The 26,334-nt window shown below is 55.5% G+C and carries 27 protein-coding genes and 1 pseudogene; 12 read left to right on the top strand and 16 right to left on the bottom strand.

Annotation, left to right across the window (positions count from 1 at the left end; genetic code table 11):
- Positions 1 to 333: 333 nt before the first annotated feature.
- From KB892_RS04535 to KB892_RS04500, 8 genes are all read right to left on the bottom strand, one after another.
- Positions 334 to 2,718: a replication endonuclease gene (locus KB892_RS04535; protein WP_004151012.1), complete on the bottom strand. Its 2,385-nt coding sequence runs from the start codon at positions 2,716 to 2,718 to the stop codon at positions 334 to 336.
- Positions 2,715 to 3,566 carry a DNA adenine methylase gene (locus KB892_RS04530; protein WP_004151013.1) on the bottom strand — a complete coding sequence of 284 codons (852 nt, stop codon included), beginning with the start codon at positions 3,564 to 3,566 and terminating at the stop codon, positions 2,715 to 2,717. Before KB892_RS04530 ends, KB892_RS04535 begins: the two co-directional genes overlap by 4 nt.
- On the bottom strand, positions 3,563 to 3,790 hold the full coding sequence (locus tag KB892_RS04525; RefSeq protein WP_004151014.1) for a TraR/DksA family transcriptional regulator: 228 nt from the start codon (positions 3,788 to 3,790) through the stop codon (positions 3,563 to 3,565). Before KB892_RS04525 ends, KB892_RS04530 begins: the two co-directional genes overlap by 4 nt.
- Entirely contained in the window at positions 3,790 to 4,023 is a 234-nt protein-coding gene (locus KB892_RS04520) for a DUF2732 family protein (RefSeq protein ID WP_004151016.1), read from the bottom strand. Before KB892_RS04520 ends, KB892_RS04525 begins: the two co-directional genes overlap by 1 nt.
- Before the next feature lie 67 nt (positions 4,024 to 4,090).
- Complete coding sequence (locus KB892_RS04515; protein WP_004144796.1) at positions 4,091 to 4,429, bottom strand: DUF5347 family protein; 339 nt, start codon at positions 4,427 to 4,429, stop codon at positions 4,091 to 4,093.
- Complete coding sequence (locus KB892_RS04510) at positions 4,393 to 4,593, bottom strand: phage filamentation protein Fil family protein (protein ID WP_004151017.1); 201 nt, start codon at positions 4,591 to 4,593, stop codon at positions 4,393 to 4,395. The genes KB892_RS04515 and KB892_RS04510 overlap by 37 nt, the downstream gene beginning before the upstream one ends.
- A gap of 7 nt (positions 4,594 to 4,600) precedes the next feature.
- Positions 4,601 to 5,110 carry a phage regulatory CII family protein gene (locus KB892_RS04505; protein ID WP_004151018.1) on the bottom strand — a complete coding sequence of 170 codons (510 nt, stop codon included), beginning with the start codon at positions 5,108 to 5,110 and terminating at the stop codon, positions 4,601 to 4,603.
- A gap of 32 nt (positions 5,111 to 5,142) precedes the next feature.
- A complete protein-coding gene (locus KB892_RS04500) occupies positions 5,143 to 5,385 on the bottom strand; it encodes a hypothetical protein (protein ID WP_001397669.1) in 243 nt (80 codons plus the stop codon).
- A gap of 122 nt (positions 5,386 to 5,507) precedes the next feature.
- On the opposite strand from KB892_RS04500, the gene KB892_RS04495 reads away from it, so the two are divergent.
- The 7 genes and pseudogenes from KB892_RS04495 (at position 5,508) to KB892_RS04470 (ending at position 12,324) form a co-directional block, all read left to right on the top strand.
- Complete coding sequence (locus KB892_RS04495; RefSeq protein ID WP_004151019.1) at positions 5,508 to 6,137, top strand: phage repressor protein CI; 630 nt, start codon at positions 5,508 to 5,510, stop codon at positions 6,135 to 6,137.
- A gap of 2 nt (positions 6,138 to 6,139) precedes the next feature.
- On the top strand, positions 6,140 to 7,138 hold the full coding sequence (locus KB892_RS04490) for a site-specific integrase (RefSeq protein WP_062955148.1): 999 nt from the start codon (positions 6,140 to 6,142) through the stop codon (positions 7,136 to 7,138).
- Between the two features lie 45 nt (positions 7,139 to 7,183).
- Complete coding sequence (locus KB892_RS04485) at positions 7,184 to 8,164, top strand: IS5-like element ISKpn26 family transposase (RefSeq protein WP_000019473.1); 981 nt, start codon at positions 7,184 to 7,186, stop codon at positions 8,162 to 8,164.
- Positions 8,146 to 8,367 (top strand): hypothetical protein, encoded by a 222-nt coding sequence (locus KB892_RS31485; RefSeq protein WP_323129907.1) that lies wholly within the window; start codon positions 8,146 to 8,148, stop codon positions 8,365 to 8,367. The genes KB892_RS04485 and KB892_RS31485 overlap by 19 nt, the downstream gene beginning before the upstream one ends.
- Positions 8,301 to 8,726, top strand: a pseudogene (locus KB892_RS04480) (molecular chaperone); the annotation flags it as partial. The gene KB892_RS31485 and the pseudogene KB892_RS04480, both read left to right, overlap by 67 nt.
- 29 nt (positions 8,727 to 8,755) lie before the next feature.
- Positions 8,756 to 11,293: a fimbria/pilus outer membrane usher protein gene (locus KB892_RS04475; RefSeq protein WP_004151033.1), complete on the top strand. Its 2,538-nt coding sequence runs from the start codon at positions 8,756 to 8,758 to the stop codon at positions 11,291 to 11,293.
- 2 nt (positions 11,294 to 11,295) lie between these two features.
- Positions 11,296 to 12,324: a fimbrial protein gene (locus KB892_RS04470; protein ID WP_002914263.1), complete on the top strand. Its 1,029-nt coding sequence runs from the start codon at positions 11,296 to 11,298 to the stop codon at positions 12,322 to 12,324.
- Positions 12,325 to 12,336: 12 nt separating this feature from the next.
- On the opposite strand, the gene KB892_RS04465 is transcribed toward KB892_RS04470, so the two are convergent.
- The 5 genes from KB892_RS04465 to KB892_RS04445 form a co-directional block, all read right to left on the bottom strand.
- Positions 12,337 to 13,431, bottom strand: a complete 1,095-nt coding sequence (locus tag KB892_RS04465) for a fimbrial protein (protein ID WP_002914264.1) — start codon at positions 13,429 to 13,431, stop codon at positions 12,337 to 12,339.
- A gap of 7 nt (positions 13,432 to 13,438) precedes the next feature.
- Positions 13,439 to 15,994, bottom strand: a complete 2,556-nt coding sequence (locus tag KB892_RS04460) for a fimbria/pilus outer membrane usher protein (protein ID WP_004197944.1) — start codon at positions 15,992 to 15,994, stop codon at positions 13,439 to 13,441.
- Positions 15,995 to 16,030: 36 nt separating this feature from the next.
- Entirely contained in the window at positions 16,031 to 16,693 is a 663-nt protein-coding gene (locus KB892_RS04455; protein WP_004185341.1) for a fimbrial biogenesis chaperone, read from the bottom strand.
- A 194-nt stretch (positions 16,694 to 16,887) separates the two neighbouring features.
- The gene (locus KB892_RS04450) at positions 16,888 to 17,469 is read right to left on the bottom strand and encodes a fimbrial protein (protein WP_002914266.1); all 582 of its coding nucleotides are present in this window, start codon (positions 17,467 to 17,469) and stop codon (positions 16,888 to 16,890) included.
- Between the two features lie 701 nt (positions 17,470 to 18,170).
- Positions 18,171 to 19,691 carry an acetaldehyde dehydrogenase ExaC gene (locus KB892_RS04445; protein WP_004151035.1) on the bottom strand — a complete coding sequence of 507 codons (1,521 nt, stop codon included), beginning with the start codon at positions 19,689 to 19,691 and terminating at the stop codon, positions 18,171 to 18,173.
- Positions 19,692 to 19,954: 263 nt separating this feature from the next.
- Here KB892_RS04445 and KB892_RS04440 point away from each other — a divergent pair, with 263 nt between their 5' ends.
- Positions 19,955 to 21,742, top strand: a complete 1,788-nt coding sequence (locus tag KB892_RS04440; protein ID WP_004151036.1) for a sigma-54-dependent Fis family transcriptional regulator — start codon at positions 19,955 to 19,957, stop codon at positions 21,740 to 21,742.
- Positions 21,743 to 21,824: 82 nt separating this feature from the next.
- Here KB892_RS04440 and KB892_RS04435 read toward each other — a convergent pair whose 3' ends face one another.
- On the bottom strand, positions 21,825 to 22,733 hold the full coding sequence (locus tag KB892_RS04435; RefSeq protein WP_004145715.1) for a LysR family transcriptional regulator: 909 nt from the start codon (positions 22,731 to 22,733) through the stop codon (positions 21,825 to 21,827).
- Positions 22,734 to 22,836: 103 nt separating this feature from the next.
- Here KB892_RS04435 and KB892_RS04430 point away from each other — a divergent pair, with 103 nt between their 5' ends.
- The 3 genes from KB892_RS04430 to KB892_RS04420 all read left to right on the top strand — a co-directional run bounded on the left by KB892_RS04430 (position 22,837) and on the right by KB892_RS04420 (position 24,370).
- On the top strand, positions 22,837 to 23,442 hold the full coding sequence (locus KB892_RS04430) for an FMN-dependent NADH-azoreductase (protein ID WP_002914274.1): 606 nt from the start codon (positions 22,837 to 22,839) through the stop codon (positions 23,440 to 23,442).
- A gap of 75 nt (positions 23,443 to 23,517) precedes the next feature.
- The gene (locus tag KB892_RS04425) at positions 23,518 to 23,817 is read left to right on the top strand and encodes an ArsR/SmtB family transcription factor (RefSeq protein ID WP_002914277.1); all 300 of its coding nucleotides are present in this window, start codon (positions 23,518 to 23,520) and stop codon (positions 23,815 to 23,817) included.
- Between the two features lie 7 nt (positions 23,818 to 23,824).
- Positions 23,825 to 24,370, top strand: a complete 546-nt coding sequence (locus KB892_RS04420; protein WP_002914279.1) for a rhodanese family protein — start codon at positions 23,825 to 23,827, stop codon at positions 24,368 to 24,370.
- On the opposite strand, the gene lpxO is transcribed toward KB892_RS04420, so the two are convergent.
- Entirely contained in the window at positions 24,351 to 25,253 is a 903-nt protein-coding gene (lpxO, locus tag KB892_RS04415; RefSeq protein ID WP_002914281.1) for a lipid A hydroxylase LpxO, read from the bottom strand. The two genes, KB892_RS04420 and lpxO, sit on opposite strands and share 20 nt — an antisense overlap.
- Before the next feature lie 205 nt (positions 25,254 to 25,458).
- Between lpxO and KB892_RS04410 the strand changes: the two genes are divergently transcribed.
- Entirely contained in the window at positions 25,459 to 25,638 is a 180-nt protein-coding gene (locus tag KB892_RS04410; RefSeq protein ID WP_002914284.1) for a hypothetical protein, read from the top strand.
- 72 nt (positions 25,639 to 25,710) lie between these two features.
- Here the strand turns inward: KB892_RS04410 and stpA are convergent, their stop codons facing one another.
- Positions 25,711 to 26,112 (bottom strand): DNA-binding protein StpA, encoded by a 402-nt coding sequence (gene stpA, locus KB892_RS04405; RefSeq protein ID WP_002914287.1) that lies wholly within the window; start codon positions 26,110 to 26,112, stop codon positions 25,711 to 25,713.
- Positions 26,113 to 26,334: the final 222 nt, after the last annotated feature.

Genomic DNA, 26,334 nt, shown 5'->3' with positions numbered 1-26,334 from the left:
TCGCACCCTATGATGTTGCCTTCCGTTAACAGTACAACGTCGGCACCCGGTAATTTAATATACATTTCGTGGCTCAATGGCTGGCCTGTCAACACCCCTGTCAACGCTTCGCCCCATACCTCGCGGTATGCAACGCATGACTCGGGGACCTTGTGGATTGCTGGTCCTTCAATGGTCGGGGACTTTCACCCCTTGATCTCTAACCGGTCTCCCGGCGCACACTGTTGTTATATACAGTATATTACGATTTTTCAGTTGTAAAATAGTTTTTATCATTCAATCAGATGTATCCGATGGGATCGAAGAAGAGCGAGAATTGCTAAAGACGCGTAATCAGTACCACTGCCGCCATTTGTCATCTTCCTGCAGCCGCTGATTGCGGTAAAAAAGCCGCAGCCCGGCCCCCGATGGAATGCTGCCACCACGCAGCAGTAGATCGATCTCATTCTCGCTGCCGTCAAACCCTCTGGACTTCAACTCATGTTCAAGCTGCAGGCGCAGCCGATCGTTAATTTCCTGTTTGTAACCCTTCCGCCGCTTCGGTCTTACCTGTCGCAGCCTCGCATTTAGCTCCCGTAGCTCTTTTCGGCTCATACTATTGAAGTCCGGCAGCGGTTCCAGCTGTTTTTCACCTGATAAATCCGACTCAAAATAGTTCATTTTTTCCACAGGGGGACAGTTATTGCCACGAGTCCAAGGGGCGCAAGCGCCCTGGTCGGCTGGCGCCTCCTGAACGTCAACGGCCTTACGAACCATTTTCCACTTCATCGCATGCGTGCAAATCCGTCCCTCAATAATCGGGGACCAGATGCCATAAATACGGATGCCGTGATCGCCATAGGCTGATGGCTCGTCATTGAGTTCATAAGCCGTGCGGACCAGGTGATGTTTACGCGGAACCAGTACGCCGCCCTGTTTCATGATGTAGGTGGCAAAACACCCGGCATCGGCTGCCGCCAGCACGGCATCCAGACGCGGGTTATCCAGTACCGGCGCTCCGGCTTTTTTATCGGCCTGCTGTCGCGCGGCCTGGCCTGCCAGCAAACGCAGCTCACGGTATGCCTGACGCCCCGGAATACCAAAAAAGCGGAATTGCTGGACGCGATGCAGCGAGGCCCAGGCATTGACATGTTCGGCATTGTCCCGCAGTGATCTGCCGGTTTCTTTGCTGATTTCGTTAGCCAGGCCACGCCCGTCGATGTTCTTACTGATGTACTTCGCGATGTAGCTGGTCGGCGTACCCTTGCGCGGGTTGATCAGCTCAGACTTAAAACGCGGGCCGGTATTGTTGCCCAGCTCCTCGCGGTCCTCACGGATGGCAAATTTACGCAGCAGTGCAGTGATGGACTTGCGGTCTTTTTTGCGCATGAAGCAAAGCAGGTGCCAGTGCACGGTGCCGTCATGGTGTGGCTCAGCAACGCGGACGCCATACCAGCGCAGCCCGGCTTTGTGCATCGCCTTACGGAAGGCGGCGAACATATGCACCAGATAATCGCTGCTCTGCCGGACCGTGGCACTGGTCCATTTTGGGTTTGGCCTGCCGTTATTGAGCGTTGCGTGAAAGCGTGACGGACAGGTGATGGTATAGAACACGGCGCATTCACCACGCATTTCTGCGATCAGCTCCAGCCCTTTAACGCAGGCCATCATTTCGTTGCGCCGGTGCGCCGGATTGCTGCTGCTGGCGTTTACCACGTCTTCCATATCCAGCGTATCGCCCTGCTCATTGGTCAGCTCATGCGAGCGGAAGAACTCCAGCGATTTGCGGCGCTGTTCGCGTTTATGGATCACGGCCTCATAGCTGACATACGGGGACGCCTTTTTGTTAACCAGGCAGACGGCGCGCAGCTGTTCTTCCCGCCATTCACACCGCATCTGCCACAGCTTGCGATACCACCAGTCAGCACAGAGCATACGGGCAAGCGAACCCGGAATAAGTTCGTATGGGACCGGGTTACGGCGGTGCTTTTTACGGCGCAGCTGCTCGAAAGCAGGCGGGATAACATCAAGGCGCATGGCCTCAGCCGCCACCCTTTCCCATGACCGGCGGATCTCTTCCGGCGTAACGTCTTCATCCGAAAACAGCTCACCGCAGGCAGCATCCAGACACATGCTCATGTGTGCCGCCACCAAGGTAGATAACCGCTTAACCTGATCCTGGTTCATTTCAGGCAGAACCAGCAGGCCCTCCAGCCCGTCGTGGCTCGCCATAAAACGGAATGACGCAGAAACCTGGCTGGTACGCACGCGCTCCAGGCGTTCAAGGCACGGCCTGATGGTTTCACGTAGATAGCGGGAATATGCCTTCGGCTTGCCCAGGCCCTCGAAATATTTAATGCGCTCAAGCAGTGGCTTGCTGATATGTGATGTTTCAGCGCTTACGTCCGCCAGAATCACCAGATCGGGATTAAACCGCTGCTGCTCGCGGGCCATTTTGGCACGGCTGATCAGCCGGTCCTGCTCCATTTCCCGCTGAACAGGATCACGGGATTCATTGAAGAAATAGCGGTCCCAGACCTCATTACTCAGAGCCTCGCGGCGCAGCTGTTCCTGCTCGTTATCCGCAGCATAGAGAGTAATCAGGTTTGAAAGCGCAGAAACCGGCGCTACTTCTGCCGGGTCCAGATAGGGGTTAATCGCCTTTTTAGGTAAATTCCAGGCAAAAGCAGCGGCGGAATCTTCTGCTCCGCCGTGCTTTTCAACTTCGTGATGACTCACGCGCGCACCTCATGCACGACAGAGCGATCAGGGCCGCCAGCTAGATCAAAGCCAGCCCATACTCCCGGCTTCAGTACAGCAATAAGTTCGTCAGCACTTTTTCCTTCGCCCGCGGCAACGCCGATGCTGCGCTTTACGTTAATGCGGTCATGAGTGAAATTTCGATACAGGGAACGAGTCAGAGAAGTGTCGCTGTTCGAAACAATGACCGGATGGCCTTCTGATGCCCGGCGCTCAAGAATAGAGGCCAGCTGATACTGATCGTCCTGAGTAAAACCGGCAGTGTGATAGTTGCTGAAAGTACCGTCATATGGCGGATCGCAATAAATAACATCCCCAGGCACCAATAACGCCAAAGTTTCGTCATAGCTGGCGCAGATAAACGTGGCACGGGTAGCTTTTTCAGCAAAAGCGCGGATTTCATTTTCAGGAAAATACGGTTTTTTATAATGACCGTAAGGCGCGTTAAATTCGCCCTTTTTGTTATAACGACAAAGACCACGATAGCAATGACGATTTAAGAATAAAAAGAGAGGCGCTTGCCACTCAGGATCTTTATCCTGATTGAATGAATCCCGGCTATCATAATAACCATCTGCACTATTGAAAATTTTAAACAGGTGTTTGGCACGCTCAATAAAATCTGATGCGTTTGTAGCTATCTCCCGATATAGATTTATTAAGTCAGGGTTAATATCCGCGACAAGATAATGAGGATACTCTGTCGCCATCATCACAGCGCAGGAACCCGCGAAAGGTTCAACCAGTCGCGGGCCTGCAGGCAGGTGCTTTTTCAGCTCATGCATGATGGCGGTTTTATTGCCCGCCCATTTCAGGATGGTGCTCATACAGCACCCCCATTGTAGTGTTTGCCTTTCAGCTCTGCGATTTCCTGACAGGTGATGCAGCACTGCACACCAGGAATAGCACGGCGGCGGGCTGGCGGTATTGGTGCGTCGCAGTCAATGCACAAGACACGGGAAACGCCCGGCGCTTTATTGCGGGCGGTGTGGATGTGCCGCTGGCGTTCTTCTTCAACGCGCTGCTGTACGAGGTCCATAGAATCAGCCATCAGTGGATCTCCTGCGCTTCGTTCTGGATGTTTTCCGCAGCAACGCGCAGCAGCTCCGCCGCCTCAACGTGATTAAGCTGGCGCGATGTGATGTGACACGCCATGCTATCAAGACGGGCAGCCATCGCCGCAGCACGTGCACGGCGTTCTTCCATACGGGCCTCTGTCAGTATCTGGTTAAGACCTGCATCATCCGGGCCGATTTTGTTGGAACGGGTTTCGATATTTCGCATTGTTGTTTCTCCTGAATTTGGGCAAAAAAATGCCCGGCGGGTATACGCCATTAATTTCTGTTGTCGTTTAATTCGGCATGGCTAGCCGTTTTGGAAATAAACTCACGACTGCGCGAAGATGGTTCATCACACCAATAAGTGCGGTTACCTCGTCACTCGTCAGCTCACTAAACTCAACGCAGTGACGCTCCTTGCTAATATTTGCAAGAAAAAATAATGCAGCAAGCACACGATTATTCAGCTCGTACTTTTCATCACGCTTATCACGCATTTCGTTAATAAAGCGATTAAGTTCTTTTTCACAGTCGCCATATAGAGCGGTGCGTAGCACAGATATATGATTTAACGCACTGGCACGCTGCCCGGCGCTCATATTGATAGTGATATCTTCAGCTTTGAAAGCCATGACATTCTTTTCCTGTTACCGGTTAAACCTTCCAGCAGCGCATCCTGAGAGCGGCACGGATGCCAGCGCTTGCCATCCTTCCCCATGATCCAGCCATGCCCGAAATGAGGTGATGGGCTTTGCTTAACGAGCAGCGATGCGATAGATGGTTGTTTAGTCAACATAGCCACCTCAGATCAAACCAAACGAGGCACCCAGGCCAGTGACTGTATCAATGGTGCTGGCCATTGCCGGGCTTGCCTGCAGGCGCGCCTGCAACGTCACTGCGGTTAATGCCATCAGTCGAGTAACTGAATTAATGCTATCAACAATCTGACGGCGCCCTGCCGTTGTATGCGCTTCGCCGGAAACAGCGCCGGCAGCCACGCGGCCGATTTCTGCCGTAGCTTTTAGAACATATTCCGGCATCTTTTCGCGCGCGACTTCGTTTAACGGCACGCACGGGAGGCAGTGGATCTGAGCCAGGAAACCATCAACCAACGCTGAATCCTCGGTCAGATCAGTAAGCAGCCAGATCTCCGGCGCGGTAAGTTGGTGCGGCTGGTCCGGGTTAAGCTTATTGCGCAGAGTCTGAACATTCATCCCGGCACGCCCTGCCAGTTTCGCCATGTTATGACGCAGTGCGAAAGCCCGGCAGGCTTCATCAAAATGCGGATGTTTGGAAATCTTATAATCAAACATGTGGGCCCCTTAAAAAGTTCTCATAATCGAACTTACTGACCAACAATGACGCGGAAGTTGGAATGACCAAGAGACTCACGGACCTGATCGGTTTTGTACATTAAGTAACGCAGGCTTACGCGACCTTTATTTTTCTCTTTTTTAACCATGTACTTAGCAAGATGACCATGATGAATTTTTTGGTATACAGAGCCACGGGAAATACCTTCCCACTCCGCGAACTCTGCAGGCGTAGCCATCTCTTTTGGTACTCGAATTGAAATATCTGTGCTCATAGTGCAGTATCTTTTAGTTTTAGTGCGTTTTATGATGTTCAACCCCAACTTCCAAACTCTCACTTTAGAAGTTGGACATAACTTACGATCCCGATATTGGATTGTCAAATGGAGAGTTCAACTTGAAGATCAACAGCGGTACAAATACGGGAGGAAGGGAAGCTATCAAAAGGCTAATGACTGCCTACGGTTTCAATACTCAGATTGCTTTAGTTGAGCATCTTCAAGCTTCTAAAAGTACTATGGCAAACAGGATGTTACGTGACAGCTTTCCTGCTGACTGGGTTATCCAATGCGCTCTTGAAACAGGCATTTCTTTGCTCTGGTTAACAACAGGGCAAGGCGAAATGTACCCTCAGGCAGACGAAAAAAATAAGTCCAAAAACGAGAGTCAGCCCACAGTACGCCCCCTTTCTAAGATTGTCGTCCCGCCAGTGAAACAGGTAACGATAGAGGGCGGTACTTTTAATGAACTGGAGGATATTTATCTTGATCAGGGGCTGATTTCAGGTAAAGCAGAAGACTGTTTGTACGTAAAAACGACTGAAGGGGATTACGTTATTGATACCTCTACAAAACAGCTCAGTAACGGAATCTGGCTTATCGATATTGATGGAATGAAAAGTATCGTGAAGATTGCCCGCATCCCAGGGAATAAAATTATTGTCCATCAAGATGACACCTCTTTTGAATGCTCTGTCGACGACGTTGAGGTAATTGGCCGTGCAGTAAAAGTCATTAAGAGCATTTAATTATGACGATCAGAAAGCAGCCGAACGGAAAGTGGTTATGCGAGTGTTATCCGAACGGACGTGACGGGAAGCGCGTGCGCAAGCAATTTGCGACAAAGGGCGAGGCTGTAGCATTCGAAAATTTCACCATGGATGAAGTGAACAAAAAACCGTGGCTGGGTGAAAAGGAAGATCGGCGGCGTTTGTCAGAATTGATTGAGCAGTGGCACTCCCTTTACGGCCAGACGCTGGCAGACCCTAAGCGCCTAATGGCGAAATTGAATATTATCTGCAATGGCCTGGGCGATCCCGTCGCCTCTGAATTAACCGCCAGTGACTTTACAAAATATCGTGAAGCACGATTAAAAGGTGAGGTTCGTAACGAAGACGGTGCGCTAATGTCGCCAGTAAAGCCCCGCACGGTAAACCTGGAACAGCGTAACTTATCATCCGTTTTTGGCACCTTGAAAAAGTTGGGCCACTGGTCAGCCCCTAACCCACTAGCAGGGCTGCCAACATTCAAAATCGCAGAGGGAGAACTAGCGTTCCTGGCCCCGGACGAAATTAAACGCCTGCTTGATGCCTGTGCTGACTCTCAAAGCTCCAGCTTGCTGATGATTGCAAAAATATGCCTGGCCACCGGCGCACGCTGGAGTGAGGCCGAAAACCTTCAGGGCCATCAGTTGTCAAAATACCGGATCACCTATACCAAAACCAAAGGCAAGAAAAACCGAACCGTACCGATATCTCAGGATCTGTATGACGAACTCCCCAAAATCAGAGGGAAGCTATTCACGCCATGCAGAAAAGCCTTTGAGCGTGCAGTGAAACGCGCAGGAATCGACTTGCCAGAGGGTCAATGCACCCATGTGTTGCGTCATACTTTCGCCAGTCACTTTATGATGAATGGCGGAAACATACTGGTACTGCGAGATATTCTGGGGCATTCAGACATTAAAATGACAATGGTTTATGCTCATTTTTCACCAGATCACCTAGGGAAGGTGCGAACAAGTTCCTGATATGAGATCATCATATTCATCCGGAGCGCATCCCAGAGGGACATCATGAGCCATCAACTCACCTTCGCCGATAGTGAATTCAGCACTAAGCGCCGTCAGACCCGAAAAGAGATTTTCCTCTCCCGCATGGAGCAGATTCTGCCATGGCAAAACATGGTGGAAGTCATCGAGCCGTTTTATCCCAAGGCGGGCAATGGCCGACGGCCCTATCCGCTGGAGACCATGCTGCGTATTCACTGCATGCAGCATTGGTACAACCTGAGCGACGGTGCCATGGAAGATGCCCTGTACGAAATCGCCTCCATGCGCCTGTTTGCCCGATTATCCCTGGATAGCGCCCTGCCGGATCGCACCACCATCATGAATTTCCGCCACCTGCTCGAGCAGCATCAACTGGCCCGTCAATTGTTCAAGACCATCAATCGCTGGCTGGCCGAAGCAGGCGTCATGATGACCCAAGGCACTTTGGTGGATGCCACCATCATTGAGGCACCCAGCTCTACCAAGAACAAAGAGCAGCAACGCGATCCGGAGATGCATCAGACCAAGAAAGGCAATCAGTGGCACTTTGGCATGAAGGCCCACATTGGTGTCGATGCCAAGAGTGGCCTGACCCACAGCCTAGTCACCACCGCGGCCAACGAGCATGACCTCAATCAGCTGGGTAATCTGCTTCATGGAGAGGAGCAATTTGTCTCAGCCGATGCCGGCTACCAAGGAGCGCCACAGCGCGAGGAGCTGGCCGAGGTGGATGTGGACTGGCTGATCGCCGAGCGTCCCGGCAAGGTAAAAACCTTGAAGCAGCATCCGCGCAAGAACAAAACGGCCATCAACATCGAATACATGAAAGCCAGCATCCGTGCCAGGGTGGAGCACCCGTTTCGCATCATCAAGCGGCAGTTCGGCTTCGTGAAAGCCAGATACAAAGGGCTGCTGAAAAACGATAACCAACTGGCGATGTTATTCACCCTGGCCAACCTGTTTCGGGTGGACCAAATGATACGTCAGTGGGAGAGATCTCAGTAAAAACCGGAAATAACGCCAGAAATGGTGGAAAAAATAGCCTAAATAGGCTGATTCGATGTGTTTGCGGGAAAAAAATCGGCCCAGATCCGCGAAATTTTAATCAGCGAGTCAGCTTGGGAAGAAATGACCTGCTTATTCGCACCTTCCCTTTATTTACTCAGGAACCGGTCTTCCTGCCGACAGGGAAAGTCTGTTTTGGGTGAATATTCAGGAGGTCCCTCCTGCGCCTGAGGAAAATAACATCCTGCAGTTCGCAATTCGCACTCGATTAAAACTATTTTATCGCCCGCAAGGAATTGCCACATCGCTGCCCAAAGCCGTTGAAAATCTGCAGTGGCAGCAAAGCGCTAACACGTTATCTTTTACTAACAACAGTCCACTGCATATTACGGTTATTAATGCCGAGGCGATCGACAACAAAGGCAAAATCTATCCTCTGAAAAACTTTATGTTGCTGCCGTACAGTCATCACGCTGTCAATATCGCCAGCATGCAGCGCTTGCATAAAATGAAATATATTAATGATTACGGCGCCGTTGTTGATATTCCAATAAAAAAATAAACGTCGCACCTCTTTAGGGAGATAGAGTGATGGACGATAGTAAATTACGCTATTTTGCCAGCGCATGGTTAATCTCCATCACGTTACCGGCAGACAGCGCGGAACGCTATAATGCCCAGTTTGTGAACGGCATCGACCCGCTGGCTTTTAATCAGTTTGTCGCCAGCGATGGCGACGTCATGCCGGGCACCTATGACGTTAATATTTACATTAACGATCTGCTGGTGGATAGCCGCCCCGTTCGCTTCTCAGAGGATAGCGCACACGGCGGGTTGGCCCCCTGCCTGAGCGCGGCGGAATATATCCGCTATGGCGTCAAGATTGACGATGACCACCAGCCCTGTTTCGCGCTGTCGCAGACGATCCGCCAGGCAGAGCAACAGCTGGATATCGCTAATCATCGGCTGATCATACATATCCCTCAGCAATATATTGAGCACTATCCTCGCGACTATGTTTCCCCCATGCGCTTTGATGAAGGTATTAACGCTGCTTTCGTCAACTACAGCTATTCTACCGATGCCAATAATGGCGACGGGGGCAGCCACCAGTACCAATATCTTTCGCTAAACAGCGGGATCAATATTGCATCGTGGCGATTGCGCAATAATGCCTACTGGAATAAGTTCAGCGGCCAGGCGGATAAGTGGCAAAGCATCGCCAGTTGGGCGGAAACGAACATCATTCCCTGGCGCAGCCGGCTTGTCGTCGGCCAGACCAGTACCGACAACAGCGTCTTCGATAGCGTCCAGTTTCGCGGCGTACAGCTTGGCACCGATGTCGAAATGCGCCCCAGCAGCCAGACCGGCTTCGCGCCGGTCATTCGCGGTGTGGCCAACAGCAATGCCCGGGTGGAAGTTCGGCAGAACAACTATCTGATTTACAGCGAGAACGTCCCAGCCGGTCCCTTTGAGCTAAATGATATCAGCGCCGTTAACCGCAGCGGTGATTTCTACGTGACCGTCATTGAAGCCGACGGTAGCCAGACGACCTTTACTGTCGCCTACACCACCCTGCCACAGCTGGTGCGGGCAGGCCAATGGAATTATCAGCTGTCGGCGGGTAAGTATCATGACGGCGCTGACGGCTATGCCCCCGCCCTGATGCAAAGCTCGCTCTCTTATGGCCTGAATAATACCTTCACACTATACGGTGGCGCCCTTGCAGCGGAGAACTATCGCGCCGGCGCCTTTGGCGTCGGTAGCAATCTGGGGGAGATTGGCGCCCTCTCAGCCGACTATACGCTGGCGGGAACGACGCTGGCGAATGGCCAGCGCAAGCAGGGAGGGAGCGTGCGTTTTCTGTATGCTAAATCCTTTTTATCAAGCAAGACCGACTTTCAAATCGCGGGCTACCGTTACTCAACGGCAGGTTATTATAGCCTCAGCGATGCGGTTAACGAGCGTCGACGCTGGCACAATGGCCTGTACGAAAATGATTACTGGCCCTCTGACGAAGACGAAAGCTGGCTGGCAAGCGCTCCCCAACACTATTACACGTCCTGGTTTTATAATAAAAAGCATCGCTTTGATATTTCTGCCCGGCAAACTCTCGGTAAGAACAGCGCTTTCTTCCTTAACTTCAGCCAGCAAAATTACTGGAATAGCTCAGGAAGCGATATCTCGCTGCAGGCGGGCTTTAACAGCACTATCCATAACGTGAACTATGGTCTGTACTATCAGAATACGCGCAGCCACTTCACCCATGACGACAATAGCATCACACTGCGCGTTTCCATCCCTTTTACTCTGCAAGAAAACCGCCGGATCAATACCGCATTTACCCTCGCCCACAGTAAATCGTCTGGCACGTCCGGGCAGGCTGGGGTAAACGGCACGCTGCTCGATGATGGTCGCCTGAGCTGGGCCGTCACCAGCGCCTATGATGACACCAGCCATAGCACCAACAGCGCCAGCCTGGGTTATCTCGGCCAGTACGGTAATCTGTATACCGGCTACGCCTACAGCAAAAGCCATCGTCAGGCGAGTCTGAATCTGAGCGGCGGCGTGGTGGCGCACCGCGGCGGCGTTACCCTCTCGCAACCGCTGGGCTCAAGCTTTGCGCTAGTGGAGGCCAAAGACGCTCAGGGGGTAGGGATAGAGAATCAGACCGGCGTGCGCATCGATCCCTTCGGCTACGCTGTCGTACCACAAAGCGTTCCCTATCGGGTCAATTCTGTCGCGCTCAACCCTCAGGACTTCGATACCTTTCTTGATGTCCCTAACGCGGTAGCGGATACCGTGCCTACCCGCGGGGCAATCACCCGGGTGCGCTTTGATACGTTCCGGGGATATAGCGTGCTGATCCATACCACCCTCGCCGACGGCAGCTATCCACCATTGGGCGCACAGCTCTATCGCGCCAGTGGGATCAGCAATGGTCTGGTCGGCCCGGGAGGAGAAGTTTACGTCAGCGGAGTCGATTCAGGCGAAAAGCTGCAGATGAAATGGGGCGAAACGCACCAGCAAAGCTGCGAAATCACCCTGCCCGAACTGCGCCAGGAGCCTCAGCAGGCGACGGCCTGGCGTGAATTATCCTTAATCTGCACAGTAACCCCCTCGAGGTAATTATGCGCCGACTTAGCGATACGTTATTTCTGACATGGCTTTCCGTTCTGTTCATGCTGAGCGCCTTCCCGGCGCAGGCGCTGACCTGCAAGACCACCTCGTCCACGATCAGCGAAGTCGTGAATATCGAGAGCATCATTAAAGTCTCCAGCAGCGAGCTTATTGCCAATAAAAAGATATGGGTCTCCAGCCCTATTACCGCCACCTTCAGTTGCGAAGATACCGATAATTTTCCGAACGGTGAAAGCGCCTATTTCTGGCTGGATCCGGAAAATAAAGCCAGCAGCTTGCCCGACTTTATCCAGGTAGGCATTACTTACAACGGCATCGACTATCTGCTACAAAATAAAAAATCGGTGGAGATTGGCCCGGCGACGCTGTGTGATAAAAGCGGGAATACCTGTAAGTCCCCGGCCATTGGGCAGACATTCAGCCTGGTTTACCAGGTCTATATCATCTCGACGGGCCGCAGAGTGACCGGGGAAGGTAAAATAGACGATAACCTAAAATTGTCGCTTTTTCAGGTAGATGGCCAAGGCGGTCTACGCAACGGCACCGCTGGCGCCAACTATAATCTTTTCATTACCGGCCTGAACCGTATCAGAACAATGGCCTGCGTCCCCACGGTATCTATTTCGCCAAGCGAAATTAACTTTGGCGATATTCCTGCCGGTAACGCCCGACCGGGCTACTATGAAAAAACACGCCCCTTTACCGTCACCTATGGTCTGGTCAAGCAGGGTAACGGCAGTGATTGCGGGACCGAACCTATGCTTGCTACGTTTAGCACCACTAATACGATACAGGAGAGCGCCATTATTTTGCCGCAGCCCGACAGCGGCTTCGGCATTGCCATCTCGCCAAACGCCAGCATGCATCCCCTTATTGAGATGAATGCTCCGATTCACTTTACGCTGGCAACGGGCGCGACCCTCGCGAGCACCTATACGGCGGGGCTGCTCTGGTTGTCGAGAACGCCGAAGCTGGGGCCTTTTTCCGCGACCGCCAAAATCACCGTGACCTTTGAATAACGCCGCCCCAGGCTAGTTATACTCCAGGGCGAAAGTCACCATGCTGTTGGCCGTACCGGCTCCCACCGTGGCGTCAGTCTGCACATACTGGGCGTTGAAATTGATCGCCTCGGCGGTACCGGCGCTGGCGCCGGTCACCCTTTTCAGGATCGGCAAGTTGCTGGCCTCATTGATCTTAACGCTGGTGCCGTCGGGCACTGCCGCACCGGGGTTATTGCCGTAGGTCAGCTTCACGCCGACGCCGCTGGCGCTGTTGCTGGCCTGGCTCAGGGCCAGGGTATCGCTCTCCACGCTGACGCCGAAAAAGCCGATGCGCACGTCGGTCGGCGTCGGACAGAAGACCGGAATCGAAAAGCGCTTCGCCTGGCCGCCGGTAGTCCCTTTGCCATGAAACTCCCCCCGGTTAACCGTACCCAGACTGACCTGGATCGTCGATGTCGCTACCTGGCAGCTGCCGCTGCTGCCAATGTCCACATTCAGGGCGGCGATATCGATGCTGACCGGCGCGCTGGCGACAAAGCTGGCGCTTGCGCTGGTCTGCTGTTCAATGGTCATCTCCCCCACCTGCGGCAGCGGCGGCGAGTTGGTATGCGTCCCGTCCGCCAGTTGCACCGTTCCGGTTTTATAGAAGGTTACCGCAATCCTCACCGTGGTTTGCTGCTGCGTCATCAGCGCCGGGAGCGTCGCACTGTCGCATACCACCACCGACTCGCCGCCGGCGGAGTGGCTGCCATCGATGGCACGCATCGGGCCGCCGGCGCACTGGAAGCTGAGGGCGTAACCAATGCCGTCGATAGCGCTGGGGTAGACATGCTGTCCGTTAATCACCATCGGCGAGCCGCCGGTTTTCAGCTGCTTATAGACGATGCGTTTGGCGCTCGCCGTCGGCAGCTGCAGGTCGCAGGAAAAAGGGATCCCGCTGCCGTTATCCGCCATCGCGCTGGTCATCTGGGTATTGATCGGCAGCGTGGGTAAATACTTGATATTAGGAATATTGACCGTGGTCTGGCCGATATTTGCGCGGCAGGTTTCAGCCCGCACGCCGGGAAGATAGGCGCTCAGCCCCAGCAGAAAGAGGAAAGGAAGTAGACGAAAAACAGATTTCATAGCCGCCTCAGCGTGTCTGGCACAGTCCGGAGACGGTTTTCACCGTATTCAGACTCTGCTGTGGGTTATCCGGAAGATGAAAATGCAGCGTGCAGCTCTGCGACTGGTTGTTGACGATCCAACTCACCGCCAGGGTTCCCTCCTGCGGCACACCGCTGAGATACACCTGGCCGCCGTCGGCCACCATGCCGCCCGGCGGATTGCCGCTCTCCTCCTCCTCGACCAGCCGCGCACTGGCGCCAAACGGTAGCGGCCCCTGGGCATTGCGCAGGGTAAACAGCACCCGGTTGCCAATGTGGGTCTGGTAGTTGGCCATCACCACCGCGCCGCCGCCGGGGATCACGGTCTGCCCCTGCTGGTCGACGTCGGTGTCGTCGGCCATCGACTCCGTATCGAGGGTAATGACATTTTTCCGGTAGGCGGTCAGGGAGGGCACCACGGCATAGCCGCGCCAGTCGGTGTGCACATTGTTGCCGTTTTGCACCGCCACGCCGGCGGCCCCCGGCGCCCGGACGATGGCGAAGCTCTCACCCACCGTCTGGCCGAAGGTGACGCCGTGCGGATGCGCGACCACCGAGCCGGCGCCTCCCCAGGTCAACTGGTTGCTGGCGGCGTCATGGCGATAGCCGATCTGGGCGTTGCCGAAGCCGCCGTGGTAGTCCAGGGAGGCGCTGCTGTTGCTGCCTCGTCCCTGGTTGCCATAACCTTGCTGAACCGAGTAGAACAGATTTGGCCGCGTCGGCACCGCGCCATACAGCGACATCTGCTGCGAGGTATAGCCATTGCTGTCCGAGGTGGTGTTGTAGCTCACCGCGCTGTCGGACAGCGGACCACCCAGCGGAATATTGATATTGAATGACCAGGAGCGGTCATTTTTTTGCTGGCCGCTGGCGCGGGTGTAGTAATAGCCCACGCCCCAGGAGATCCCTTTCCAGGCGCTGTAGAACCCAAGGTGCACCGTCTCATCCCGACTCTGCCGATGCCAGTACTCCTGCGACCAGGCGGAAACCGCCAGACTGCCCAGGCCACCAAGGCTTTGCGACACCGACAGCTCTTCCCGGCGACGCCGGTTGTCTACTTGCCCCTGGGCGCTTTCAAGGGCGCTGGCTTCGGCAAAATCGTAATAGCCGCTTGACGAGTAGCGATAGCTGGCGAGGCTGAACGCAGTGCCCGAGCTGACAAAATTTTTCTGATACTGAGCGCGCAGCGAATGGCCCGTATAGCGCTTGCCCGACGGCGTACGGGTGACGGCCTGGGTGACATCCCCTCCCAGCGATCCGAACTCGCCAAAACCGCGGCCCAGGCCCAGCGCCCACGCCTGATAGTCCCGGGCCAGCTGCGTACCACCATAGAGGGTGAATCCCGCCGTCAAACCGTAGAACAAAGTGCCCTGCAGAAATTCCGGCGAGCGCACCGACTCCCCCCCGGAGTGGTAGCGGCCGACGCTGAGACTGAATTTGCCGCGCCCTTCGCGCAGCATATATGGCACCGCGGAATAGGGCTGGGTAAAGGTACGCACCGCGCCATTGCTCTCGGTCACCTTCACCTCCAGATCGCCGCTCTGCGAGGTGGGGTAGAGATCGCTGATGGCGAACGCCCCCGGCGACACAAAGGTCTCGTAGATCACATACCCGTGCTGAGAGACGGTCACTTTGGCATTGCTGTGCGCCACGCCACGAATGGTGGGGGCAAAGCCGCGCTGGCTGTCCGGGAGCATTTCATCGTCAGACATCAGCTGGACGCCGCGAAACTGTATGCTGTCAAACACATCGCCGGTGGTATAGGTATCGCCGATCCGCAGCAAGCTCTTCAGCGAGCGGACATCGCGCTGCAGCCAGGTGCTCTGGGTATCCCAGTGCCGGCGCTGCTGGTCATACTGCATTGAGGAGATGTTGCGCAGTCGCCAGGCGCCCAGGTTGAGGCCGCTGCGTAAATTGAGATAGTTTGAGCGGCTGCTCTCCCCTTCGTCGGCGTTCTTTATTTGCGCGCCGGAAAAATAGTAATCGACAAACGCGGCCGGCACGCCATCGTCCCAGCGCGACGGATCGACATAGCCGCGGCTTTGCACGTTCATCGCCGCCTGGGGAATACTCAGCGTCAGGCGCTGGTTAGCGAAGCTGAACCGACTGCTGGCGTCGGGAATAAACTTCTCGATCCGGGTGAAGGTTTCGCCTTCATGCAGCGCTTGAAAGGCGGGAAACGCGCTGACGTTGACGCCATACTCCGCCAGCTGACCGGGCGTCAGCACCGGGCGCAGCTGCCCGCCATCGTCAACAAACGTGATATCAGCCTGATCCAGCTCCTGGTCATTAACCACCACGGTGACAGGATAAGTCCCCGGCTGCTGGCCGCCGGGTTTGGCGAAGTAGTGCAGATCGGAGGTTTGCTGCTGCGGGTCAGCAAACTCCAGCGCCGCCGGGTCAAAATAGTCGTCGGCCAGCGCCCGGCTCAACGGACTGAGACAAAACATCATCGTCGGCACCGTCGCCAGCGCCACCGCCCGCCCGGCGGTAACGGGCAACAAGGCATACTCCCGCACCCTGGCTGTTGTTATTCTTTTCATGCTGGCGCCGTCCGGTAAGCTCATCAAAAAGGGGAATTACTGCTGGGCGAAATCGCTGACGCCGCCGTAGTCATTAATCGCCCGCCATTTGACGGTGCCGTGCCCGCTCACCGGCCACGTTTTCTCGCCGAAGGGAGCCACCATGCCGGGATCGTCGATGCTTTGCCCGCCCACTTCGACGGCGTAAAAAGAGACGAAGTAGGGAGTGGGATTTATCACCGTCAGCCGACCGCCGGACTGGCTAAACTTCAGCTGCTGCCAGGCCTTTGCCGGGTCGCCCGCCAGGTCGTTGGGGCGATAGAAGATTTTGAATTTCGATTTAATATTCACCTGCAGCTTATTCACCTCGCCCTGAGGCGTCGGGGCGATACTTTTGACGTTCAGCCAGAAGACCGATTCACGGTCGCGGGGCAGCGAGGCGCCAATAAAGTTAATCCGCAGAACGTTATTTTGCTCCGGATCGAGACGGAACAAGGGCGGCGTTACAATGAAGGGCACCCTGGCCTTATCGTTTTCCGCGTAATTTTCCACCCACGACTGCACCAGATAGGGCGTATGGGTATCGGCATTGGTGACTGAAATAGCGGCTTCACGCTTCCCTTCCTGATAAATCACACGGGTTCCACCCATGACAATACCGGCCTGCGCTGCCGTGGTGCACAGCAGAAAAGCCGCAACGGCAATTATTTTCTTCATCATGACTTACCATCAGGTAAAAGTTGAACAGACAACAAAATAAAGCAGTGAATAACAGAGCCAGTACTCGACGGGATAATTAGCAAAAACAACTATACCGTCACGAATATATTTCGTGACTTCATGACAATTAACACATTAGCTATCTGTAATTAATCAAGACGCAGTGGGCTGACTCTGAATAACGCGCAATTAGATCAATTATAAATCATATTGAAATTAGCTGTACCGTCGGCTTTACCTGCCGTCACGGTCGCCGCGGTGGAGATATAGTCGGCGTAAAACTCGAGGTCGGCAGAGCCGGTGCCGCCGCTGGTACCCGGAGTGACCGTCTGTTTGGCTGACGTTTTACCGAGGCTGACAGCCGTCGACCGATCGTGCTCATACAGCTTAATCGCTACGCCGCTGGCGCCGCCGTTGATGGCCAGCAGGGAGTTATCAGACTGATCGCGCGCGCCGTCAAACAGCACGGCGACCGTAGTCACGCTGGCCGGGCAATCTTTCACTTTGATATGGAAGGGGGTTTTGGTGGTTTCAAAACCAGTGCCGGTAAAATAGTTGCTGGCCCATTTGCCCAGATCAACCTTCTGGCCATTAGAACTACTATCGACGTTGCAAGAGCTGTCGGTGATTGACCCATTGAAGATGACCTGCCCGCCGGCGCCTTCCGAACTGGTGCCCGAGTCAGGATTGATAGTGTTGGCCGCGGTAGCCTGCAAGGCTACGCCAGAAAGCAGCGTTCCTATGAGGATGGTTATAAAGCGAGGTTGTTTTTTCATTATTTATCTCATCGTTAACGAACATATTTTCCATCATCGACAATAGCCCCAAAGCTATCGCGAAACGGCTCGTCAGCTCCTCCCTGTAAATGTACGTTGCGTTCCTTCCGCAGGATATTAGGCACATCCCCCTCTACTCTGCCTTATTTCGCCAATAGATGGCCATGAATAACAAACAGAAGAAAAAAGAGTTATTTTGATGTGCGAAATAAATATATTACCCGAAGTATCAAAAGGCAACCCGGGGAGATGTTAACTATAAGTTAATAACTATGTTCGCCATATATTTAATTTTTGAAATGGCTTTTCAATGTTAATTTACATATCTATACAAAAGAAATTCAAATACCTTTAAACAACAACAGATCAATTCAATTAACAAATTTAAAGACAATTGTTCAAAAATTCGTCTTGTTTTATTGTGCGCTCGTCAGAGCGTACACAAAAATTAGGAATTTTCCTGGTATTAATATTCATAATTTCTACACAAACGGCGCCAGGGTGCGCCACCTCCACCCGCTAATCCCTTATTATGGAAGTGTTTTTATTTTCAAGTGAAAGCCAATACATAAGTGACATAAATACATGGGCGCTGCCGCCGGCAAAATAACCACCCTCTTCGAATGGTTATTTTGAAGTTAAAAAAAATCCGCAACCCGAATGGATTGCGGACTGAGGATCGGTCAGAAATGAGATGGACTTCAGAACAGGCCCAGCGGCGCGGTGCCGTAGCTCACCAGCAGGTTTTTGGTTTGCTGATAGGCATCCAGCGCCATCTTGTGCGTTTCCCGCCCGACGCCGGACTGTTTATAGCCGCCGAACGCCGCATGCGCCGGGTAGACATGATAGCAGTTGGTCCACACGCGACCGGCTTTAATGCCGCGACCCATGCGATAGGCGAGGTTGGTATCCCGCGTCCACACCCCGGCGCCGAGACCAAACTGGGTCTCATTGGCGATAGCCAGCGCTTCCGCTTCGTCCTTAAAGGTGGTCACCCCGATCACCGGCCCAAAGATCTCCTCCTGGAAGGAACGCATATCGTTGCGACCTTTAATCAGCGTGGGCTGAATATAAAAGCCATTATCCAGCGCCGGCGCGATAGCCGCCCGCTCGCCTCCGGTCAGAATTTGCCCACCCTCTTCCCGGGCAATCTGAATATAGGAGAGGATCTTGTCGAACTGCTGGCGGGAAGCCTGAGCGCCGATCATGGTGTCGGTATCTAACGGATCGCCGCGGCGGATCTGCGCCACCTTCTCCATGACCCGTGCCATAAAGGGCTCATAGATGGATTCATGGATCAGCGCCCGCGACGGGCAGGTACAGACCTCACCCTGGTTGAAGAAGCCGAGCACCAGCCCCTCCACCGCCTTCTCAATAAATTCCTCTTCTCCGTCCATCACGTCGGCGAAGTAGATGTTGGGCGATTTCCCCCCCAGCTCGACGGTGCAGGGGATAATATTTTCCGCCGCGCAGGCGAGAATATGCCGCCCGACCGGCGTGGAGCCGGTAAACGCCAGCTTGGCGATACGCTTGCTGGTGGCCAGCGCCTCGCCCGCCTCTTTGCCGAAACCCTGCACCACGTTAAGCACCCCGGCCGGGAACAGATCGCCGATCAGCTCCAGCAGCAGGGTAATGCTTAGCGGCGTCTGTTCCGCCGGCTTGAGCACCACGCAGTTCCCCGCCGCCAGGGCCGGGGCCAGCTTCCACGCGGCCATCAGCAGCGGGAAGTTCCACGGGATAATCTGCCCGACCACCCCCAGCGGTTCATGGAAATGATAGGCCACCGTGGTTTCGTCAATCTCGGCGGTGCTTCCCTCCTGAGCGCGCAGGCAGCCGGCGAAGTAGCGAAAATGATCCACCGCCAGCGGCAGGTCAGCATTCAGGGTTTCGCGGATCGGTTTCCCATTGTCCCAGCTCTCCGCCACCGCCAGATATTCCAGATGCTGTTCAATACGATCGGCGACCTGCAGCAGCAGCCTGGAGCGCTGTTGCACTGAGGTTTTACCCCACGCCGGCGCCGCGCGATGGGCAGCGTCGAGGGCGAAGTCAATGTCTCTGGCATCCGAGCGGGGAAACTGCGCAATGTTGCAGCCGTCGACCGGCGAAGTATTCATAAAGAATTCACCGCTCAGCGGCTCGACAAATCTACCGTCAATAAAGTTGCCGTAAGCCGATTTAAATGAAACCACGGCGCCGGGCTGGCCAGGATGTGCATAACGCATCGCAAATCTCCTTCTGTAGGGTTGAGACGCAGCGGCATATTGATTTTTTAAGTTTGCCGCCGAACGCTTCTCACTTTGCAGGGGTTATGCCAGTTTTTTATTTTCTTTAAATATTTTTATTTATTAATACGTTGCCTTCACTAACCGAGCAGATGGTCAGCCACTGTCGCACGGGTTTCCACTTATGTGTTGCAAATCGCAACACCAAATAAACCAAATAGCTACAATATTGCAACACAGCAACATCGACCCAGAGGTGCCCTGTGGCAGGCAATCCCTTTCTTCTCGCACCAGAGGTTAATGCGAATCCCCTGCTGAGCGATTCGTGGTCTCGCTGCCAGCGCTACGGGCTGGATCCCGCCACCGAGGATTTTCCCCGCCTCGGTGCCGGCGAGCTGGCGGACCGGCTCGCCAGCCACCGAGGCCTGCAGCAGCTGGCGCAGCCGGTGGTGGAAGCCCTGTCGCGCCAGGTCGCAGACCTGCAGTCGGTGGTGATCCTTTCCGACCCCGACGGCCTGGTGCTGCATACTCTCGGCGATACCCAGGCGCTGCAAAAGGCCCAGCGCGTGGCGCTGGCTCCCGGCAATCTGTGGAGTGAAAGCGGGCGCGGGACCAACGCCATCGGCACCGCGCTGGCGATTGACGATGGCTGCGAGATCGATGGCCGTCAGCACTTTCTTACCCGCAACCAGAATCTGTACTGCGCGGCGATGCCGCTCCAGCGACCGGACGGAAGCATCGCCGGGGTGCTGGATATCTCCGGCCCGGCGAATTTTCCCCACCAGCACACCTTTGGCTGGGTAAAAGCGGCGGCAAAGCAAATTGAATATCTGTGGGTGAAACAGAGTCTGCATCCTGAGCAGTGGCTGATGAGCCTGCACCGGCAGGTGGACAAACTCGACAGCGTCGAGGAGCTGCTGCTGGTCTTTTCCGACAACGTCCTCACCGCCGGCAACCGGCTGGCGATGCGCGAGTTCGGCCTGAGCGCGGCGCAGTTTGGCCAGCTCACCTTTGCCTCGCTTTTTCCGACGCTGACGCAAACGGCGGTCAGCGTCCCGCTGCCGCTGACCACGCCGCAGGGCCGCTACCACTATCGCCTGCGGGAGCCCACCCGCCGCCGGGTGGCGGTAAGCGCCCCGCCGGCCATGCATCTCCCCTTTACCAGTCCGCGCGAAGGCGAAAAGCTGCTGCGGCTGCTCAACGCCGGCATCGCCCTGTGCATTGAAGGAGAAACCGGCAGCGGCAAAGAGTATGTCAGCCGCACGTTGCACCGGCACAGCCGCTGGCGCAGCGGTAAATTTGTCGCCATTAACTGCGCCGCCATTCCGGAATCGCTGATCGAATCCGAGCTCTTCGGCTACCAGCCGGGGGCGTTTACCGGCGCCAGCAAAAATGGCTATATCGGTAAAATCCGCGAGGCTGACGGCGGGGTGCTGTTTCTTGATGAGATCGGCGATATGCCGCTGGCGCTGCAGACCCGCCTCCTGCGCGTCCTGCAGGAGAAAGAGGTCGCTCCGCTGGGCGCCAGCCGCAGCGTGCCGGTGAATTTCGCCTTGATCTGCGCCACCCACCGCAACCTGACCCAGCGGGTCAGCGCCGGAGAATTCCGTGAAGATCTGCTGTGGCGCCTCCGGGAATACGCCCTGGCGCTGCCTCCGCTGCGCGAGTGGCCGGCGCTGGAAACCTTTATCGCCACCCTGTGGCACGACCTGGGCGGTGCTTCACGCCGGGTGACGCTTTCAAACGCGCTGCTGGTTCACCTCAGCCAGCTGCCGTGGCCGGGAAACGTACGCCAGCTGCAGAGCGTCCTGAAGGTAATGCTGGCTCTCGCCGATGAGGGCGACACGCTGACGCCCGACGCGCTGCCGGAGGCGTATCGCGCCGCGCCTGCGCCGTTGCCGCGCGGGGGATTGCAGGCCCATGATGAGCAGTTGATTGTCGATACCCTGGCCAGGGTCAACGGCAACGTCAGCCGGGCGGCGCAGATACTGGGTATCGCCCGCAGCACGTTGTACCGCCGTGCCGCCCGTGCCGGACGGCCTCGTCGCTGAGGCTATGGCGTAAAGCGCGCCGGTAGCTTGCACGCTGTCGGAAAACCTCCGCCGCCATAGATGGCGGTTATTTCTCTCTGCGCTAACCAGGTGTTGCGGTAAGAGGTAGCCCTTCCCGCAGGGCATCGATCGCCGCCCGCGTTTTTTGCGGCAGCCACGGCCCCTCCGGCCATACCGCGTGGATGGCGAAACGCACCTGAGCGCTGGGCGCCAACACCTGCTGCAATGTCCCATCGGCAAGCGCCTGCGCCACCAGCCAGTCCGGCAGCCAGGCGATGCCCATCCCCTGCTGCACTGCCGCCGCGATGGCGGCAAAATCATCCTGTATCAGCCACGTCTGCGGACTGAAGCGCACTTCGCCCTGCTGCGGGTCATACAGTTGCCATTTTTGCAGCTGGCCGTTGTGCAGATAGCCGAGGGTACGGTGCTCGTTCAACCCGGCAATAGTCTGCGGCGCTGGCTGCTGGCGCAGGTACTCCGCCGCCGCGCACAGCACCATGCCGTGCTCTCCCAGCGCCCGGGCCCGCAGCGACCCGGTATCGGCCAGGCTCCCGATACGCACCGCAAGATCAAACCCCTCCTCCAGCAGATTGACCTGCCGGTCGCTGTAGTGGAGCTCGAGCTTCAGTAACGGATAGCGCTGGCTGAGGCGGAACAGCAGCGGTGCCACGCAGCGCTGGCCAAACAGCACCGGCAGCGACACCCGCAGCCGCCCCTGCACCTCATCTTTGCCGCGCTGCAGCGTCTCTTCGGCCTCGCGGATGCGCTCCAGCGCTTCCCGGCACTGGAGATAGAATTGCTCCCCCTCTTCCGTCAGCAGTTGCCGTCGGGTGGTACGCTGGAATAACGCCACGCCGAGACGCGCTTCCAGCCGGGCAATGGTTTTTCCCACCGCCGAACGCGTCACATGGAGGATCGCCGCCGCGCTGGCAAAGTTGCCGCTCTCGACCACGGTGACAAATACCGGGATCGCATTCAGATCGTCGCGCACAGATTGGTTCCTTACGGGATACAATAGGGAAAAATAATGTCACTCCTGAGACAAAAAAGACAGTGTTAGTCTTTGCTTCTATCTTTCATTTGAGGCACTCATCATGGCTAACGTTCTGGTTTTAAAATCCAGCATTAATGGCGAAACATCCCTGACAAATCAGTTGATTAACGAATTTCTCGCGGCGCGCCAGGCGGCGGGACACGGCGATCGGCTCACCGAACACGATCTCAGCGCCATGGCGCTGCCAACGCTGGATCGCCCCCTGTTCGCCGCCCTGCGCGGGGCAGTGGATCCGCAGCCTGCTATCCGCGAGGCGGTCGCCCTCTCCGACCAGCTTATCGCCGAGTTAAAGGCCAGCGACCTGCTGGTGATCGGCGCGCCGATGTATAACCTCAACGTCCCGACCGATCTAAAAAAATGGTTCGACCTCGTGGCGCGGGCGCGGGAAACCTTTCGCTACACCGAGAGCTGGCCGCAGGGGCTGGTGGAGGGCGTCCGGGCGGTGGTCGTCAGCAGCCGCGGCGGTATTCACCAGGGAGAAACTACCGACGCCGTCACGCCCTATCTGCGCGCGGTACTGGGGCTGATGGGGATCCAGGAGGTGGAATTTATCTATGCCGAAGGGCTGGACAATCGCCCGCATGGTCGCGACGCCGGGATCGCCAGCGCCCGGGCGCAGATTGCCCGGCTCGCCGTTCAGGCCTGAGTCGTGGAGAAATTGTGCTGGCGCTGGCGGCCTTTTTATTTTAGAGTTATCTAAATTTAGACAAAGCTAAAATAAATGACCACACCTGAAGACCTGCAGGCCCGCGCCGGAGAAGCCGCCGCGCTGATGAAAGCGATGAGCAATCCTCACCGATTGCTGATCCTGTGCATGCTGTGCGATGCGCCCAGGGCCAGCGCCGGCGAACTCGCCCGGGCTACAGGGCTGAGCCCCTCCGCCACCTCGCAACACCTCGCGCGGATGCGTGACGAGGGGCTGATCGACAGCGAGCGCGACGCCCAGCGTATCCACTATTTCATTACTCACCCTGCGGTACAGCAGGTGATCAATACGCTGAAAACGCTCTATTGCCCGTGAGGATCCTATGACCATCGCCACCTTAACTCCCGCCGAGGCCCAGGCGCAGATTGCCCAGGGCGCCAGACTGATTGATATCCGCGATGCGGATGAATATGCGCGCGAACATATCCCCGATGCCGAGCTGGTGCCGCTCGCCACTCTGACCAGCGGTGCGCCCCTCAATGCCCGGGCCGGAGAGACGGTCATCTTTCACTGCCAGGCGGGTTCCCGGACGCAGAATAATGCGATTCGTCTGGCCGCGGCCGCCGCGCCGGCGCAGACCTGCCTGCTGGCAGGAGGAATTCAGGCGTGGAAAGCCGCGGGGTTGCCGGTAGTGGAAGATTCATCGCAGCCGCTGCCGCTGATGCGCCAGGTGCAAATTGCCGCTGGCGTCCTGATTTTACTGGGGGTGCTGCTGGGCTATACCGTTAACGGCGGCTTTTTCCTGCTCAGCGGCGCGGTCGGCGCCGGGCTCACCTTCGCCGGCGTAACCGGCTTTTGCGGCATGGCGCGTCTGCTGGCGACCATGCCGTGGAACCGGCGCCAGGGGGTTAAAACGCGCTCCAGATAAGCCAGGCAATGCCGCCGAAGAGCAGCCATTTGACGATGTAATAGACCGTCTTATTCCATTTTTTCAACCGTTTACCAACAATACGGATCTGGTAAATATAGCGAAACGCCCGGTTAATCCCGCCGGTGCGATCGCCGATATCGTTGGGCGCCGAAGCGGCGCTCATCAGATGACGTCCCAGCCAGTGGTTAACTTTCTGCGCCCAGCGGTAGCGCATCGGCCGTTCAATATCGCAGAACAGAATCAGGCGATTCTCACCACTGGTATTTTCCGCATAGTGGATATAGGTCTCATCAAACAGCACGCCTTCTCCATCGCGCCAGCTGTAACGCTGGCCATCCACCTCAATAAAGCAGCGGTCATCGTTCGGCGTTGCCAGGCCCAGATGAAAGCGTAGCGAGCCGGCGTAGGGGTCGCGATGGCGCGGCAGACGGCTACCGTCCGGCAGAGTGGCAAACATGGCCGCTTTCACCGACGGGATATCGCGCAGCAGCGCGGTAGTTTGCGGACAGAGCTGGCTGGCGGAAGGATGGGCATCCTCATACCATTTCAGATAAAAGCGTTTCCAGCCGGTTTTGAAAAATGAGTTAAACCCGGCATCGTTATATTTATCGGCCGCTTTAATCTGCTCCAGCTGCTGAAGGTGGAGACCTTCGTCGCGAATAACCTGCCAGTTTTGCTGCAATATCGCCAGCTCGGGAAACATCTCCGGCCGCAGATAAGGCGTATTCGGCACGCGGGAAAATAAATACATAAATCCATTCAGCGGCGCGGTAAATGTGGAATGGTCGGAGAGCTGCCGCCAGAAACGATAGCGCACCCGTCCGCGGTAATGGACATACAGTACAGCAATAACAATGATCAACAGAATGATATACTTCATGGTGTCTTTCCTGACCTGATTGGTGGTAACCCTACCCTCGCCGTCCCCCTTTCTCAGCAGCGGTATGGCGCCAGCAAAACATTAACAATGTTAATACATATAACTCCAAATTGTTTTAACAAAAAACAGCACGCCCGGTGTTCAGTGAGCGGGCGTTGAGCTATGGTTTAGGTTTATCCATGGTGTTAACAGTGAGGAGTGAATTATGTTTGCTGTCGGCGATCTGGTACAACCCCGAGCGGGCGGACCAAAACTGAAAGTGGTGGAAGTGCAAGGGGAGCAACTGGTGGTGGTTCAGGCCGCACAGGAGCAGGGAGAGCGCTATTCGCTGAAGTCGGACGAGGTCACGCCGTATCAGGAAGAGGGAGACTTCGGCGTCTGCTAAAGCCCCTCGCTTAAAGTCATAAGGCCAGGCCGGTGGGTCTCTCACCACCGGCCTGGCGCTGGCCCGAAGGCGTTAAATTAAAAAGCTATCCAGCGATTTACCCTGGGCGACAGCCTCGGCAATCGGCTTCGGCATTCTTCCCTGTCCGGTCCAGGTTTTCTCTGCGCCAGTATGATCGGTATAACGATATTTCGCCGGGCGCGGTTGACGCTTTTTGCCTCCCGCCTTTGGCGGCTGAATATCGGCCACCAGCTCGTCAGGAGAAATACCGTCGGCGCGCATCAGTTCAAGCCAGGTATTCACTTTCTCCTGATATTCAGCCTGCTGCTGAGCTGCCTGCTGCTGTTGCGTACGTTTTTCTTCAGTGACGATCCTGAGCTTTTCCAGCATCTCTTCAAGCACGTCAATGGAGAATTCACGGGACAGGGCACGCAGTGAACGGATATTATTCAGTTTGTGTAACATTGAAGACATAAAATTAAAAAATTCCAAATAGCAAATTAAAAGATACAACGCGGCAAGTGTAATAGAAACGTTTATTTATTTCCAGCCTTCGGTTGTCCAGATAAATATATAAGGTGGATATTAGCGGTTATCCCCTGGAACTATATTGGCAAATACCTGAGCCTTTTTCATAAGCACAGGCAAAAAAGAGAGTGAATAAATAAAAAAGGCAGAATGACGGGAAAAACCACC

Origin of the sequence: Klebsiella sp. P1927, from assembly GCF_018204675.1 — a bacterium.
GTDB classification, from domain to species: domain Bacteria; phylum Pseudomonadota; class Gammaproteobacteria; order Enterobacterales; family Enterobacteriaceae; genus Klebsiella; species Klebsiella pneumoniae.
This window is presented reverse-complemented; position numbering and strand designations above follow the sequence as displayed.